Annotated in this window: 13 protein-coding genes; all 13 read right to left on the minus strand. The window is 62.2% G+C overall.

What is annotated here, in order from left to right; translation table 11 throughout:
- Positions 1 to 1,863, minus strand: coding sequence for a glycoside hydrolase family 2 protein (locus tag E0E00_RS02035; protein ID WP_130810941.1), 1,863 nt, complete (start codon positions 1,861 to 1,863; stop codon positions 1 to 3).
- Positions 1,864 to 2,138: 275 nt separating this feature from the next.
- On the minus strand, positions 2,139 to 3,473 hold the full coding sequence (locus E0E00_RS02040; protein ID WP_165443507.1) for an acetyl-CoA carboxylase biotin carboxylase subunit family protein: 1,335 nt from the start codon (positions 3,471 to 3,473) through the stop codon (positions 2,139 to 2,141).
- Between the two features lie 75 nt (positions 3,474 to 3,548).
- Positions 3,549 to 4,292 (minus strand): DapH/DapD/GlmU-related protein, encoded by a 744-nt coding sequence (locus E0E00_RS02045; RefSeq protein ID WP_242622092.1) that lies wholly within the window; start codon positions 4,290 to 4,292, stop codon positions 3,549 to 3,551.
- A gap of 112 nt (positions 4,293 to 4,404) precedes the next feature.
- The gene (locus E0E00_RS02050; protein ID WP_130810943.1) at positions 4,405 to 5,523 is read right to left on the minus strand and encodes a DegT/DnrJ/EryC1/StrS aminotransferase family protein; all 1,119 of its coding nucleotides are present in this window, start codon (positions 5,521 to 5,523) and stop codon (positions 4,405 to 4,407) included.
- Positions 5,524 to 5,554: 31 nt separating this feature from the next.
- The gene (locus E0E00_RS02055; protein WP_165443508.1) at positions 5,555 to 6,562 is read right to left on the minus strand and encodes a glycosyltransferase; all 1,008 of its coding nucleotides are present in this window, start codon (positions 6,560 to 6,562) and stop codon (positions 5,555 to 5,557) included.
- 53 nt (positions 6,563 to 6,615) lie between these two features.
- Positions 6,616 to 8,070 carry a flippase gene (locus tag E0E00_RS02060; protein ID WP_165443509.1) on the minus strand — a complete coding sequence of 485 codons (1,455 nt, stop codon included), beginning with the start codon at positions 8,068 to 8,070 and terminating at the stop codon, positions 6,616 to 6,618.
- Between the two features lie 69 nt (positions 8,071 to 8,139).
- Positions 8,140 to 8,772, minus strand: coding sequence for a VanZ family protein (locus E0E00_RS02065; protein ID WP_130810946.1), 633 nt, complete (start codon positions 8,770 to 8,772; stop codon positions 8,140 to 8,142).
- Positions 8,756 to 10,123, minus strand: coding sequence for a hypothetical protein (locus E0E00_RS02070; protein WP_130810947.1), 1,368 nt, complete (start codon positions 10,121 to 10,123; stop codon positions 8,756 to 8,758). Before E0E00_RS02070 ends, E0E00_RS02065 begins: the two co-directional genes overlap by 17 nt.
- Before the next feature lie 14 nt (positions 10,124 to 10,137).
- Positions 10,138 to 11,445: a Wzz/FepE/Etk N-terminal domain-containing protein gene (locus tag E0E00_RS02075; RefSeq protein WP_130810948.1), complete on the minus strand. Its 1,308-nt coding sequence runs from the start codon at positions 11,443 to 11,445 to the stop codon at positions 10,138 to 10,140.
- 3 nt (positions 11,446 to 11,448) lie between these two features.
- Entirely contained in the window at positions 11,449 to 12,153 is a 705-nt protein-coding gene (locus tag E0E00_RS02080) for a WbqC family protein (RefSeq protein ID WP_130810949.1), read from the minus strand.
- 68 nt (positions 12,154 to 12,221) lie between these two features.
- Positions 12,222 to 13,223 carry a capsular polysaccharide synthesis protein gene (locus E0E00_RS02085; RefSeq protein ID WP_242622093.1) on the minus strand — a complete coding sequence of 334 codons (1,002 nt, stop codon included), beginning with the start codon at positions 13,221 to 13,223 and terminating at the stop codon, positions 12,222 to 12,224.
- A gap of 11 nt (positions 13,224 to 13,234) precedes the next feature.
- Positions 13,235 to 14,272 carry a glycosyltransferase gene (locus E0E00_RS02090; RefSeq protein WP_165443510.1) on the minus strand — a complete coding sequence of 346 codons (1,038 nt, stop codon included), beginning with the start codon at positions 14,270 to 14,272 and terminating at the stop codon, positions 13,235 to 13,237.
- The gene (locus tag E0E00_RS02095; protein ID WP_165443511.1) at positions 14,259 to 15,524 is read right to left on the minus strand and encodes a glycosyltransferase family 4 protein; all 1,266 of its coding nucleotides are present in this window, start codon (positions 15,522 to 15,524) and stop codon (positions 14,259 to 14,261) included. The genes E0E00_RS02090 and E0E00_RS02095 overlap by 14 nt, the downstream gene beginning before the upstream one ends.
- Between the last annotated feature and the right edge of the window lie 158 nt (positions 15,525 to 15,682).

The following is a 15,682-nucleotide window of genomic DNA, read 5'->3' on the forward strand; positions in this document are numbered from 1 at the left end:
CTACATCGGGAGCTTGTCCACCCTGCGATCGTAGCTGAGAAGGCCGTTGGTCTCCTCCTCGACATCAGAGAGCTGCGTGTACACAAAGCCGGAAAGCCCCTTGGCCTCGAGCGCATCCGCCTCTGCGAGAAGCGCCCGCACTGCCGTGCGCCACTCTTCCAGGCTCTTGTATCCCGCATAGCCGTAGGAGACCTCGTATGAGCTATGGTCCGGGACGTACCAGGGAAGGCCCCCGAACTCGGATATCACAAAGGCGCGCGGCGGTGCCGAGGCACTCTGGTGGCGCACGCTCAGGCGGCGGAAGTAGTTGTGCTCGCTCAGGTAGTCGCCACAGCGCTGGTCAAACCACCCGCTGGTAGCGTCGACGGGCCGCGTGGGGTCAATGGCGCGCACACGGCACACGGCATCGCGCGCATCAAACTGGCCCCAGCCCTCGTTGAAGAGGACCCACGTCACGATGCAGGGGTGGTTGCGCAGGTAGCGCACGGCCCCCTCGCAAGTACGGACCCACTCCCCCTGGTAGGCCTGGTCTGCCGAGGAGAGCCGCACCCAATGAGAGGGGATGTCGTCGCGGTAGTGCCCGCAGGCAAAGCGGGAGGCCGTTGGCTTCTGGTTGACCTGCCACATGTCATAGGGTGCGGTGCCGCCGCTCACCATGTCCTGCCATACGAGCATGCCCGCGCAGTCGCAGAGCCAGTAGAAGCGATCCTGCTCAATCTTGATGTGCTTGCGCAGCATGTTGAAGCCGTGGTCTTTTGCAGACTTGATATCTGCCGCAAGCGCGTCTGCCGAGGGTGCCGTGAGAAGGCCGTCGGGCCAGTAACCCTGGTCGAGAAGGCCTCGCAAGAAGAGCGGCTGGTGGTTGAGGCAGAACCGCGGCGTACCGAGATCGTCCTTCTCCACCGTGATCGTTCGGAAGGCACAGTAGCTCGTCACCACGTCCGTGCCGTACTCTATGCGCAGGCCGTAAAGGTAAGGGTCACCCGGACACCACAGATGCGGTGCTGCAACGGGGATGCGCACGGCAACGCTTCGCTCCGTTGCCACAGCAGAGCCACTGGCGAGCACCGCGCCATCTGCCGAGAGGAGCGACACGAGCAGGCCGCTGCCCGGCCACGTGACCCGTGCGCAGACCGTCACATCCCCCGCATCAGGGCTTGCGTCGACGAGCAGGTCCTCGATGTGGTTCTCGGGCACGCGCTCCCACCAGACGTCCTGCCAGATGCCACTCTGTGCGGTGTACCAGATGGTCCCGCACTGGAGCAGCTGTTTGCCGCGCGGCTGGGATGCGGTATCGCTTGGGTCACGCACGCAGAGGGTCAGCTCGCTTTTCTCGCCAGGCACCAGCAGATTGGTCACGTCAAACGAGAAGGGCAGGTAACCACCGGTATGCGTGCCAGCAGGACGCCCGTTTACAAAGCAGGCGCAGGCGTAGTCAACGGCATCAAAGTGAAGCAACAGCCGCTCGTCCGTCCCAAGGTGGGGCGCATCGAACGTTCGCCTGTACCACAGGAGCTCATCCGGCTGGAGCTGGCGTCCCACACCCGAGAGCGGCGCCTCGGGCGAGAAGGGCACGCGGATGCGTTGCGGAAACGTCGCGGGCACGGGCGCTGTGCACTCCGGCGTGGCGCCGCCGGGGCTGGGCGCAAAGGCACACTCCCACCAGCCGTCAAGACTCCCCCACGACTCACGGGCAAACTGGGGATGCGGATGCCCGTCGAGCGCGCGGGCACCGGAGCTATCGGTTTTGGCGGCCTCATCCTCTCCCGTACGAAGCCCTTCACCCCAAGGCGTCCAGAGAGAAAACGGCTCCCGCCACTCGTGCGTGCGGATCCTGCCCGCAAGCATGCGCCGAATGTCCATCGCCCCTCCGTCCGAGGTTGGCCACGTACTCACATACCTGTGCCGAGTTTAGCAGCAATGCGGTTGGCTCACTTGATGACCCGGGAATTGCGCGGGAGAAGGTGCGGCCAGCGCGGCGAGTAGTCCAGCTTGCCGCTCTTCGAGGGTTCGCAGCGCCACCCCATACCAAGCGGCACCGAAGCCCGCGCAGGCTCCGGCGCCGGCGCCCCCCAGCCCCGGGAGAGGCCCGCCATGGCAATGGCAGGCCCGCATGTGGCTGGCACGCGCAGGGCAATCTACCGAGACTCCAGGGACCTCTCGTAGGTCGCGGACACACACCCAAGGTCGGTGAAGCGAACGAACATGTTGTGCCCGTCGTCATCGACAATCCTCAGCTCGCGGTTGATGAACCGCACCATCTCGCAAAGCCCGTCGCAGTCCACCGAGTGGAAGGTGACCTTCCCCACAAGCTGATGCTGCTTCACCGCGTCACCGGGATGGACGAGCAGCTCCACGGAGGCGGTCTCCTCCTGGCTGGCCGAGGGCCCCGCCCAGTTGGCGACTGTCTCTGCCCCCACTATCTGGGAGACGACCCCCGCCCGTTCCGCGAACAGCAGGTAGGCGCTCGCGCAGTCCCTAAACGCATGCTCCTGCGACTGGGGGAGCTGATCGGCAGTATGCCTCACCCCGAGCTGGCACTCCACCATCCACCTCACGGCATCGAAGCCCCTCATGGTGACCATCTTGTCGAACATCATGTCCGCGCTGAGGCGGTGGCCCATCTCGAGGACGCTGTACCTGCCCTCGTCATCGCGGATGGCCTGTATCCAGGCAAGACCGTCGTGACAGCCAGCCTCCTTGAGCATGCGGGTCACGGCGGGGTTGATGTCACGCACGTACTCCTCCACGTGTTCCGCGACGGTCGTGCCAAGGATGTACAGGTTGGTGGGATAGCCAGGCTGTTTGAACCCCGTGCGCACGCACAGCAGTGACGCCTCGCCGTCGGCCAAGGCGTAGACGTTGCAGTATTCCACGCCGCTCACGTATTCCTCGACAAGTACGCGCGGGTTGTCTGAGACCTCCCTCACCAGCTGCCATGCCTCGAGGAGCTCCGCCCTGCCATGGCAGAAGCTCACGCCCTGGTTGCCGCAGCCGTCCACGGGCTTGACCACGACGGGGAAGCGTAGCGACGCGTCGGGTGCCTCCGGTGACGCCGGCGAGCCGGCACGCAGAGCGACAATGTCACCCTCGTCGAGCCTGAACTCGTCCGCAACCGGCACGCCCGTCGCACGGCACAGCTCCTTGAACCTCGCCTTGTTGCGGGCATACTCCCAGGCGTCTCGGTCAAAGTAGCAGGGCAGACCCAGCCTCTCACATAGGTCGAGCACGCAATCGAGATTGAACTCGCTCACGCCCGCGAACACGGCGTCGACGCCCTCCTCGCGGCATCGCAGCTCAAGCTCGTCCACCGCTCCCGTGCTGATCGTCCACTGCTCGTCCGCCCCCCGTTTGGCCGGCGAGAGCTCGGGTGGCAGGTAGTCGGTCACGATGACATGGCAGCCCAGGGCCTGTGCCGTACGGACGATATCGAGGCTTCCCAAAGACGTGCCCAGCATCAGCAGTTTCTTCAACGTATACCCTTCCCGGGTCGGGACTGAGGACCTCTCATCAGCCCCGGACTCGTCACCCATCAGATTCGCAAGCACCTATGCGCCGCGGAGCTCCTCGGCCATGCGGCCATCGCAGTATGCCACAAAGTCCTCGAACGTTCCAAAGGGGCGGGTGGGTGCGACGGCGTCGAGGCGCCTCTCGCTCAGGGGGCGCGAGCCCTCGACAAGGTCCATCACCGCATCGAACTCGGGCGTGGCGACGATCTCCCCCCTGTCGCAGAAGAGCCAGAAAAACTCTCTGAACTCCTCCTTGCGGGCGGGATGGCCGTACCTCGAGACATATCCGCAGTATTGGTAGTAGGCCTCGTCGACCTGTCGCACACGATACCTCTCGGCGTACTCCTCGATGGTGCAGATGGGCTCGCAGGGCGATCCTGCCGCGACGCGCCCCGAGGCTATGTCACGGTTGACCAAAGACCCTGCGCCGATGACCACGTTATCGCCGATGTGGGTCCCCTTCAGGATGGTGGTGTTCATGCCGATGAAGACGTTGCTGCCTATGGAGACCTCAGCACAGGATCCCAGGACGTCGCCGTACACCCCCTTGATCACCGACCAGCCGTAGTCGTGGGTGAGGATGGTCACGTTGCTGGTGATTTGGACGTTGTCCCCGATGGAAATCATGTAGGGCCTTGTGAGGTCGACAAGCGCGCTGCCGGGAGAGAAGAACTCGGTCCCCCTCCCCACCCGTACGCCCTTGTCTCTCAGGAAGTCGCAGTACGCATCGGAGCTGCGCCTCTCACGAAGGACGACACGCTTTGCAAGCTCGGTTAAGAACATGGTCGTGCTCCGTTCAGATCGTCTGCGGACCCTAGGCGTGCACGATGGACACGCGCCTAGGGTGAGCCATTCCCTTTCAGGGGACACTGACACATATTCAATTGTGAATGGATTAGTAACACATCCTGCGGAGACCGCAGATGATGTCACAGATTCTATCCACTTCTTTAAGCCTGATGTCAGCGTAGAGCGGCAGGGTGAGCACTCGCTTACTCACATGGAGGGCGACAGGCGTGAGGTTAGGATCGAAGCGACCGTGGTAGCAGTCATACGAGCTCGTGATGGGATAGAAGTACTTGCGCGCCATGACCCCGTTACGCTTGAGTTCGTCGAAGACCTCGTTCCTGCTTGCACCGAAGGCCCGTTCGTCCACGATGATGGGGAAGTAGGCGTAGTTGGGCGTGACGCCCTCCTGGACGGGGTTCAGCTGGATGCCCTCGACGTTGGCCAAGCGGCTCCGGTAGCGCTCCACGATCACGCCCCTCTTGGCTATTTCGTCATCGACGTGCCTCAGGTTGCAGATGCCCATAGCCGCACAGAACTCGTTCATCTTTGCGTTGGCCCCAACGCCATCCACCCGCTCCGGTCCGCGGATGCCAAAGTTCTTGAGACGGTAGAGCTCCAGGCCGAAGTCCTCGTCATCGTAGCAGGCGGCACCGCCCTCTATGGTATTGAACACCTTGGTCGCGTGGAAGCTGAAGCAGGAGACGTCGCCAAAGCTGCCGATGCCCCTCCCCCCGTAGCGGACCCCAAAGACGTGCGCAGCGTCATAGATGACCTTCAGGCCGTACTTGCGCGCGATGCGCTGAATCTCCTCCACGTCGCAGACGTTCCCATACACGTGGACGGGCATGATCGCGCTTGTTTGGTCAGTGATGAGGTCCTCAATCCTCGTCGCGTCAATCGTGAAGTCTGTGGGATTGATGTCGCAGAAGACGGGGGTCAGGTTGTTCCGGACAATCGCGTGCGTGGTCGAGGCGAAGGTGAACGGGGTCGTGATGACCTCGCCAGAGAGCTTCAAGGCTTGCAGCGCCAGCTCCAGTGACATGTGCCCGTTCGTGAGCAGGTCGACGTGCGACACGCTCAGGTAGTCCCGCAGGAGTCCCCGCAGCCGCTCGTGCTTCTCACCCATGTTCGTCAGCCACCGCGAGTCCCAGATGTCGCGTATCTCCTCGACGTACTCGTCGAGCGTGGGTATAGAGGGGCGTGTGACCAGGGTCTTGTTGTCCATATGACGTCGTACTCCCAAATCGTCCTTGCCGCTATCCTGTGACCTCATGCGGGGGTTCCTCGGTGGGGTGGTCCTGGAGGCGGTCATGGCGCAAAAGGCCGAGGAAGCGGTAGCGCAGCCTCCGGAGGCTGCCGAGCTCGCTGCCAAGATCCTTGTACTTTCCGTTGGAGATGGCACGGTAGTTGTGTGTCGCGAGGTCGTACAGAAACTTGCGCCTAAGGACGGCCCGCTGTATCGCGGTGGCGAACCTTCCCTGGCTATAGGCGTCAAACGCCTCGAGGCCCCGTATGTATCCGAGCTGCACCCTCTCGCAGAACGAGCCGCCCTTCCCCAGGCTCGTCATGAACCCGCCGCTATCCACCGTGTAGCACGACATGTCCCTATCGATGTACCAGGCGGGCCCCTTTGTCAGGCAGAACAGGAACAGCGGCTGGTCGCCCACCCGGTAGTACTTGCTGGGAAACTCGCTGGTGGAGATTTTCTCGTACTCCACCATCGTCTCGCGCCGGGACATGAAGCTGCTGAGCTGGAACATCCACTTGTCCTCGAACAGCTCGTGGTGGAGGTACTCCTCGGGCGTGATGGCGCCGGCGGCTACCCTGATGGGTGGGAAGTGCTGCGGAAGCCTGTCGCCCTTGACGTTAACTCTCTGGGTGTTGTGCACGCAGAACGAGCACTCTGGATGGGTCCTGAGAGCGTCGACCTGCAGCTGGAGCTTGAGGGGGTCGGACCAGAAGTCGTCAGTCTCGCAGTAGGCGATGTAGCTCCCTCGTGCCTCGGCGAGCATCTTGCCCAGGAAGTGCCGACCCTGTCCGTACTGGTTCTCCTCCTCCAGCATGGGTCGCACCATCTGGGGGTACCTGCGCTGGAACTCCCTGATGATGTCCTGCGAGCCGTCCGTCGACGCGTCATCATGGACGAGCAGCTCGTACGCGAAGTCCGTCTTCTGCGACACGAGACTCTCCAGTGCGCGTCGCAGTGACCTCGCGTGGTTGTAGCAAACGCAAAGGACCGTGACCACTATCTCATCGTGTGCCATTCTTCCTTCACTTCTCCTTTTTCCCGCAACGCGCATAGATCCCAAGCCCTCCGTCATGCAGGCCCCTTCTTCTTTCTGACCAGGCCCATAATCATGAGGAGAACCTCGTTCTTGGTCACCAGGCAGAAGGCGAAGTAGGTGATGACGGCCAGAACCACGTCCACGAGAAGCCCGATGAAGACATTGTGCACAAGGAAGTTTGCGACGAGCATAGGCACGGCCATGGCGGCGCATGCCAAGAACGTGTCTATCATGAACGGACGGTCCAGGCTCACCTTGAGGATCCTTCTCGAGTAGTGCAGCAGAATGGCGTTTACCAGGAGCTCGGTGACAATGGAGGCGAAGGCGGCCCCGTTCTGCGCGAATCGGGGTATCAGCACCACGTTTAGCGCCACGTTGGCCGCCGCCGCCAGGAAGTATGCGGCGAGGAGCCTGTTTTCCTGGCCGGAGCTGATGATGACCTGGTACGACACGATATCCCCAAGCCCCTTGATGAGGACCAGGGGCGCCAGCAGCTGCATCGTGAGCGCGGCGGGCCTGAAGGGCTCTCCGAACATGACTACCACCAAATCGTTGGCAACGAGCACGGTCCCGACGGTCAGCGGCAGGGCAAAGAAGAGCACAATCCGGAAGCCCATAGAGACGAGCCTGTCAAAGCGCTCCTTGTCCGTCTCGTACAGATAGCTAATCCTGGGCAGGAAGATCTCGGAGATGGCCGTGGCGAGCGTCAGCACCAGCCCGATGACCTTCTGTGCGTTGTTGTACCAGCCGACCACGTCGGAACTCTGCGAGGCGCCCAGCATGAGCACGTCGATGTTGTTGTAAAGCTGGGCACCGGCAGCGCAGGCCACCAGGACGAAGATGGGGCGCAGATGCCGCCTGAGCTGTAGCCCATGGAGCGTGAACGTGACGTATCTGCGAGCGCGTACGATGTTGAAGACGTAGTTGCCGCAAATCGCGAGCGATGAGATGAGGGCGCTCGTCACGTAGTCGCTCTGGCTGCGCACGAAGAGGAGTATTGCCACGATGGAGAGCCCCTTGATTAGGATGCTCCTGACGGCGATGTAGACGTACTCCTCCTTGCCCTGGTAGAACCAGTCAACGTTGATATAGTTAAAGACGATGGGCAGGCCACAGGCCACATAGAGGGGGATGTCACCGGAGAAGTACGTGGCCACCAGATACGCGTAGAGCAGGAGGGCGACACTTGTCGAGCAGAAGTTGATGACCAGCACCTCGCTGAACAGCTTGTCCGTGGCCTCCCGGCTGTCCCTCCGCTTGGCGATCTCCCTCACGCCATACGTCGGGATTCCCAGGGCACCCAGCAGCACCATGTACGAGACGATGTTCTGCGCATACGAGATCTTGCCGACGCCCGCAGGCAGCAGCACGCGGGCGAGGTACACGGCAGAGATAAGCGGGAAGACCACGTTGAGCACCTTGTACAGAACGTTGAACGCCGCGTTGGTGGCCAGCGATATCTTTGGTGAGGACTGCTCCTCTTTCACGCGCTCCTCCGTCTTCCTGTCCGACGACAAGTCTCTTCGCGTCTGCTCTCCGCAGCTGCCACGGCCACGCTAGCAGCCCTCTCTCCGCCTGGAGACGAGATAGTAGGCGCCCGCACCCACAAGCCCGCCTGCCGTGTTGTACGCGAGGTCGGAGAGCTGGAAGGTTCCCAGGTGGAACAGCAGCTGGGAACACTCGATGAAGAGGGAGAGGAGTGCCGAGGCCTGGACCGACTTCGTGAACGCAGAGGCGCGGGTCTCTGTGCCAGCGACGCTCCCCCTCCTGCACAGCACGTCGGAGAGCAGCAGGCCAAACGGCACGAACAGGATGAAGTTCTCGACCGCCTCGGCCGTGAACTTGCCGTCCCTGTCGTACAGCCCCCAACCGCCCAGGACGTCGGAGAGCGGGTCGAACCAGATGTCGCGCGAATACAGCGTCTTGAAGAGCACCAGCACGACAAACAGCACAAGGAGGAACTCTATCCTGAAGAGCTTCGACGTCCGGAACGCCCCGATCCACGCCCTTGCCCCGCGCGATGCGGACTCATGCAGGGACCACCCGTGCTCGTGGGCATAGACGAAGAAGAACATGACAAAGACCGTGAGGGTCAGCGCAAACAGGAATGGCTGGTAGATTGATGTGAGGACGTCTCCAATAATATAGGCGACCATGTGCCAGACGCCACCACTAAACGCTGGAACCATGCGTGATATCTCCCGTCTTTCTGTATTTGTCCAAGATGAATGGCACGGCAAGGAACATGTATACCAGATAGCCCGACTCCACGGTCAGGGAGCTGTTGTAGACCGAGAGCAGCAGCGCCATCAGCGCAATGACGCTAGTACAGTTGACCACTGTTCTCAAGTCCGGATCTCTGTATCGCCTGAGTCGGCTCACGATGAAGGCGAGGACGAAGAACGCCTCGAAACACGCAAGGCCGACGAGCCCTGTCTCGAGGTACACGTATGCGTCCGAGAACCACGCATAATGCAGCCAGCTGAAGTACTGGTAGAAAGAGCTCGTCAGCATCGCGAAGTTCGAGGAATAGCTGCAGTTGCCAAGGCCAAAGCCAAAGAGGAGCCTCGTCAGGTCTCCCGAGAAGAACATCGACGTGATACGCGACAGTGCGTTCATGCGGCTGAGGTCGCCCGTGCCCGTGTAGCCTGCGTCCCCCATGTAGGTCGCCAGTGCGTCGCTTGTGAAGAAGTCGATGCCCGAGCCGCTGAAGAAGAGCTGCATGATATACAGACCGACAATGATGCCCGCCAGCATGACAAGGGCAAGGGCCAGCGAACGCACGGTCAGCCTTTCGCTGAGGGTTGCCACGGATACGACAATCATCAGTTCGAGGAAGTATACCTTGAGTTCCGCGACGGCCATCATGTAGAAGGACAGGGCAAGCACTGATGAGAGCTTGAGGATGGACGTCCTTCCTGCCAGATACTCCGTGACATAGATGGCCGTCGTGATGACGAGCAGGATGTTGAGATAGCCGTTACCCCCCTGCTGCACGCCAAAGGAGCCGCCGACGTAGTCACCAGAGTAGCCCATGGCATATTCGAGCATGCAGAGAGGCACGTTTAGGAAGAAAAGGGCCTTGAAGAAGTCAGGCATGCGCAGGACGTCCCGAGCGCCCCAAAGCGCCACGCAGCATGTGAAGAACACATAGAACCGGAACGTATTCCTGAGGCCCCACAGATACAGCACTGCAGAACCGCCGACCGTGAGGGCCCTCAGCAGCGTGAGGAACAGGAACACCAGTACGAGCGCAAAGGCAGGGCGGCAGTACCTCCCATCGTTGTCGTACTTCCCTCGCATGAGGATGGCGACGAAAAGGAACACGTTGATGACGTCGAAAAGATAGGTGATCGTCGCGGGGGCGCCGAGGATATCACGCAGGAACCCGAAGGTTGCCAGCAGGCACGCCTCACCCCAGATCAGGGTCCCGCTCTTCCTCCCAATCCAGACGTCCCCCAGGCGGCGCATGGCCAGCCCCCGACCCGCACCCTCCATCCCCCTGGGCGATGATCGTAGCTCGATGCCAGCGCTGTGCATGCCATCCACCATAGCTAGCGCAGGTGTAGGGGTACGTGTCCGGCACGCTGGTGACGCTCGCCGTACATGAAGCCGACAATCTGCACGTCTGCGAGCCGCAGGCGCCTCAGCGTCTCGGCGACGTCGGCCTTCCTCGTCTTGCCCGCGCGGACCGAGAGGAAGACCTTGCCGAACAAGTCCGCCAGGACCAAGGCGCTGTCATCGGAGAGAGCGGAGGGGATGGCTGCAACGACGTAGTCGTAGCCCTTCTCGAACCCCTTAAGCAACAACGCCATGCGCTCATCCTGGACACGCCTTCCAAAGTCGCCGATCGGCCTTCCCGACGCAAGGAAGTCAATCCCCTGTCCTACCTCCTGCACGACGTCGGAGGCCTGGCCATGCTCGAGGAGAAGGTCCGTCAGCCCGCCGGCCCCGCTCGCCCCCAGCGCCTTGCCGCAGGCATCGCTACTGACATCGCAGTCGATGAGGAGGACCCGCGCACCCCTCGCAGCAAACGACGTCGCAAGCGCGATGGCATTCGATGCGGCTAGACCCTTGCCGTCGGCGTCCATCACCCCAATCGTGCGTGAGGCATGGCGCGGCAGCAGGGGCAGGAGCTCGCCAACGTCGACGACGGAGGGTATCCCGAAGCGCTCCTCCAGCTCCTCCTTGCTCCCGACGTTCTTGTTCTTGCCGTCCTTGCCCACGACAACGAGAGCCGCCACTACAAACCCAATGAGGGAGCCGGCTGCCGTGTTGAGCAGGAGGGAGGGAGAGCTCTGCGTAGTGCTCACCTTTGGCGACTCAACCACCGCCATGGAACTATCCTTGGCGATGCCCGAGATGTAGTCTGGTGCGATGTCGATGAGGGACACCGCGATGTCATAGGCATCCTGGGGAGAATCGGCTGTCACGGTCACGGTCACGAGGGGAGTCTTCTGCTCGACTTCGGTGGCGACGAGCGTGCCGTCGAGTACCCGGGAGTCGTAGCCGTCCAGGCCCGTGCCCTCGACGGCCTTCGAGACCATCTCGCTGCTCTCGAAGATGAAGGCGTAGGTGCTTGCCAGGGCATTCGAGGCATCGATGTCACCGCTGCCCAGGTAGTTCGTGATGGGAGATTCCGTGGTCACCTGCTGGTTGGCAGGACGGTTGGTGACATACACCGTGAAGGACGACTGGTAGTGCGGGGTGACCTGCGTCATCGTGTACGCGAAGGCGAGCGTCCCCAAGGCGGCAGCCGCCAGCAGGCACACGAGCAGATGCCTGCCCACGGCCCTGAAGGCGTCACCCAGCCGGATGCCGTTGTCCTCGTCATAGGAGACGTCGATGTACCGCTCGTCCATGGGCTAGTTGCGCTCCGTGATGATCCTGCAGCTTGCAAGCATGTCCTGTGACTCTTCCTGGGAGGTGTTCATGATGACGTCGATGATGGAGAGGCAGGGCACGAACTCCTGGGCCTGCTGCCGATAGGCGATAGGGATGCATTCCAGGAAGCCGAGGGCCAGGCCATGCTCCCTGAAGGTGTCGAAGGCATAGAGCTCCCGCCCCCCGATGGCGTTGTAGTAGGTGTCAGCCCCCAGCTGCCTGCAGTAGTCGAAGATCCTTCCCTCCTTGCGCAGGGTAGGGTCCTGCGGGTAGTCGGACGTCCTCACTAACCGCGTGGTGATGCCGAGGTAGGAGCAGACGACCGAGATGGTATGGAACAGGAAATCCGCCAGGTTAAGGGTATCGCAGGTCAAGGCATCGCGCATGACGTCCAGGCCCGTCTCGAGGTTGGGGGCCTTGCGATAGCACCCGCGCAGGACATTGAGCCTCTCCCCCACGTCGAGGGGCTTAATCATATGGTCGCAGATGTGCCTGTTCTGAGACATGTGGCTCACGGTGACGTTGAAGTAGCACACGTCGCCCTGGCGTAGGATCCTGTTCCGGTGCACCCAACCACCCTTGATGAAGTTGTAGTTGTCCGCCGACGCAAAGACGTCGACCGCGTTTATCAGTTGCCAGTAACCAAGGTATGGCATGAAGTATGGCTGATGTATTCCGGCAATCAAGGCATCCCCCTCAATGACACAGCGTGCCAATGATATAAGGCCAACTGAGCTAGTTTAAAGATAAGTGTTCACGTAAGGTCTCCCCCCAGCAAAGTTCCATAGAACGTCTGTACCTCGCCTTTGCGGGTGGGGAACGACTGCTTCCACGTGAGCTTGAACAGGCTCGTGTCGCTCGAGAGCTCCTGCCACCTCTGCCTGTCGAAGGGCTCTCCCAAGCATTTGCCCAGCTCATCGCAGAGAGGGTTGTTCGGCCGTATGGCATCGAAGGCCCTAGCTATGGAGGGGTCATGCCTCTGCGCCAGAACGATCATGTAGTCGACCAGGAGATAGTCGACCATGAAGTCGTTTTTCTGCCAGTACTCGAGGAAGAAGTCCCTGATGGTTGCGAACACCCTCCTGTGCGCCGTGTCGCAGGCGAGCGAATAGCCCGCAAAATAGCCCGAGGCAACGGAGGCGTGCAGGTAGTCGGGCCGTTTGATCGAGAACAGGGGTTGTCCGAAGGCCAGGTCCCCCAACGGGCCACAGCAGAAGAAGGTGGCGTCGAGCCAGAGGCCCCCGTGCTCCGCCAGCAGGCTGAGCCTCAGGAGGTCGGAGAGGTTGGTCCTCGTGATGGTCCCCTCCGCCACCTTTCCCATCACCCAGTCGGGGATATGCACATAGTCGCGATAGTTCCTGTCCGTAATGATGGTCACGGCATGCCCGTCCGCATTGCGGCATATGGATTCGACGCAGGCCCTCACGATGGCAGGGGCGCGCTCGATGCCCTGCCACCAGCACAGCCAGATCCTCCCCTCCAGGTCCGGGTCGCCCGGCGGCAGCTCTGCCGCATAGTCGTACGACTCGTAGTAGCCGTGGGACCTCGCCTCGAGATACTCGAGTACCGTCTCATGCTTACGCATGAGACGGTCGCGGACCGCAGGGGGCTCCTGGAACCCGTTGCGGTTCATCACCTGGATGTCCACCTTGGCACGTAGCGTGTCGAGGGCGTCTCGCCATGAGGTCTCGCCGGCGATGGCGCGTGTCGCATGGAACTCCTCGGCAATGCGATGGGACACTCGCCTGAGATTCATATGGCCTGCCATCATCGTCCGCCTTTCTTCATCGCAAGCCTCATCCTCAGCAGGAGCAGCGCCGTGCGCGTGTGCCTCCCGGCAAGGCTCCTCTGGAAGATGCGCTGCTGGACGGGGAGGGCATCGATGGGAAAGCCCATGCAATAGCCCCGGAACATCGCCGAGTCGACGAGCCCGAGGACCTCGCTGCGCTGTTCTCGGGGCGTCAGGTCGCTGGTGGCCACGAGACCCACGTACAGACGGGCATAATCGACCGCCGTCCGTCTCACGCGCAGCATGCAGTCCTCGCTATCGGGCTCCATGCGGGCGAGGGCGGCAAGGGCGTCGACAAAGTCCGAATAGAGGCCCAGCTTCTCCCGGGAGAACGTCTTGGTAATGGAGCTCTGGTCATCCTTTCGGTAGCAGTAGTCGGTCGACCCCACGAACGAAATCCTCCGGGCAGACCCATATGCATCAAGGTTGAATAACGTGTCCTCGGAAAGCGCGTTTCTGAAGGCGAGCCCGCAGGACTCGATGAGGGATCTTCTGTACAGCGACATGCACACGGACATCGGGAATGACTCGACGGCCGCATCACCGGGGGCGTGCCCGTAGAGCTCCCTGCGCACGCCAAGGATATCCTGCCTGTCCTCCAACGTCCTGCCCGCAAGGGGATGGGGCTTGACGAAGGTCTTGCGCCCATTGGTCACGTCGCAGTGCCCGCTCACCACGATGTCCGACCCCGACTCCACCGCCTTGCCGTAAAGGCGCTCGTACATCGTGGGCTCGACCCAGTCGTCGGAGTCGACGAAGGCGACGTAGTCGCCCATGCACCGGCGGATGCCCACGTTCCTCGCGGGACCGAGGCCCTCGTTGGGCTGATGGACAACCCTGATGTTCCCATGGCACGACGCATACGCGTCGGCGACCTCCCCCGCGCCATCGGGGGAGCCGTCGTCGACCAGGACGATCTCGATGTCGCCGAGCGTCTGGCCGAGCAGGCTGTCCACGCACTGGGGAAGGTACTGCCTGGTATTGAATATGGGCACCACGACACTAACTCTCGGCATCGACAAGCCCCCCATACAGATGGACCAGGGAAGCCACGTACGCATCCTGCGAGCAATGGTCGAGCACATAGTCCCTGCAGCGCTGTTGCATGGCATGGTAGCCGACGACGTCCGAACAGAGCCGCACGCCCCGCATGATGGCGTCCGCGAGCGACCGTACGTCACCGGGCTCACAGAGCAGACCCGTCTCACCGTCCATCACGAGTTCGGGTATGCCACCGATGCGCGAGCCGATGACCGGTGTGCCCGCCCCAAACGCCTCGATGACCGAATAGGGCATGTTCTCGCGCCAACGCGAGGCGGTGACGGCAAGGGAGGCCCCCTCTATATTTGCGCGCAGGGCATCCCCCTGCTGAAAGCCAACGAACTCGACGCGACTGGCCCCTGGCATGCTCTTGGACAGTGCCTCGGCCGCCGTCCGCTCGGGACCTTCCCCCGCGATGACCATGTGCCAGCCGTCCGGAAGCGTGTCGATGACGCCCTGAAACGCCCTGACAAGGACGTCCACGCCCTTCTCCTTTGAGATGCGCCCGAAGAAGAGCAGGTAGGGATGCTCGTGGTCCGTGCTGTCGGCGCCTTGTGCCCGAGCCTGGTCGCAGATGGCATCGCTCGCGAAATTCTGCATCCATACGACCTTGTCATCGGGCCATCCCCCCTCGACCAGCTTCGACCGCATGAAGCGCGAGGGGGCAATGACCTTGTCGATTCTCTCGTTGAGCCTGTGGAGCTGGATGTACCTGGCCTCGACGGCGGCGAGGGCGCTTTTCGCACGCGACCCCTTGACGCAACATCGCGCAACGCACTGGCCGAAGCGGCCACCAAGGCAGGCGTCGCAGACCTCGCCGGCACCATCGAGCATGAGGTAATTGGGGCACACAGTGATGTAATCGTGCGCCGTGTAGAGAACGGGGGTGGTCCCAAGCGAGGGCGCATCGAGTATCGAGAGGGTGATCTGGCGATGCACGTTGTTCAGGTGGACCACATCGGGTCTGAAGTCCCGCAGGAGCGCGTCAAAGCTGTTGCGGGCCTCGCGGGAATACATCAACGACCATCCGTCCCGTAATGTCTTGATAGGGTTCTGGGCCTCGTTGTACTCACGCTGGGTGACAAAGTACGCATCCTGCGCACAGGGTACGTTCGAAGGGTGCCGCATGGAGAAGTAGGCCACGTCATGGCCCATCTGCTCCAGTCGCTCGCCGAGCGCGAAGTAGTAGGTCTCTGCCCCTCCCTTGGGATAGTGAAACTTGTTCACGAGCAGCACTCTCATATAGGCGAGGAGCTCACCCCCCCCCCCCCCCCCCCCCCCCCCGCCCCCCCCCCCCCCCCCCCCCCCCCCCCCCCCCCCCCCCCCCCCCCCCCCCCCCCCCCCCCCCCCCCCCCCCCCCCCCCCCCCCCCCCCCCCCCCCCCCA

This window comes from Olsenella sp. Marseille-P4559, assembly GCF_900605015.1.
GTDB lineage: Bacteria > Actinomycetota > Coriobacteriia > Coriobacteriales > Atopobiaceae > Tractidigestivibacter.

Coding starts and splice junctions, on each gene's coding strand:
- E0E00_RS02070 (WP_130810947.1), bottom strand. CDS start 10,123: ATGCACAGCGCTGGCATCGAGCTACGATCATCGCCCAGGGGGATGGAG.
- E0E00_RS02065 (WP_130810946.1), bottom strand. CDS start 8,772: ATGGTTCCAGCGTTTAGTGGTGGCGTCTGGCACATGGTCGCCTATATT.
- E0E00_RS02055 (WP_165443508.1), bottom strand. CDS start 6,562: ATGGCACACGATGAGATAGTGGTCACGGTCCTTTGCGTTTGCTACAAC.
- E0E00_RS02090 (WP_165443510.1), bottom strand. CDS start 14,272: ATGCCGAGAGTTAGTGTCGTGGTGCCCATATTCAATACCAGGCAGTAC.
- E0E00_RS02085 (WP_242622093.1), bottom strand. CDS start 13,223: ATGAATCTCAGGCGAGTGTCCCATCGCATTGCCGAGGAGTTCCATGCG.
- E0E00_RS02045 (WP_242622092.1), bottom strand. CDS start 4,292: ATGTTCTTAACCGAGCTTGCAAAGCGTGTCGTCCTTCGTGAGAGGCGC.
- E0E00_RS02050 (WP_130810943.1), bottom strand. CDS start 5,523: ATGGACAACAAGACCCTGGTCACACGCCCCTCTATACCCACGCTCGAC.
- E0E00_RS02035 (WP_130810941.1), bottom strand. CDS start 1,863: ATGGACATTCGGCGCATGCTTGCGGGCAGGATCCGCACGCACGAGTGG.
- E0E00_RS02075 (WP_130810948.1), bottom strand. CDS start 11,445: ATGGACGAGCGGTACATCGACGTCTCCTATGACGAGGACAACGGCATC.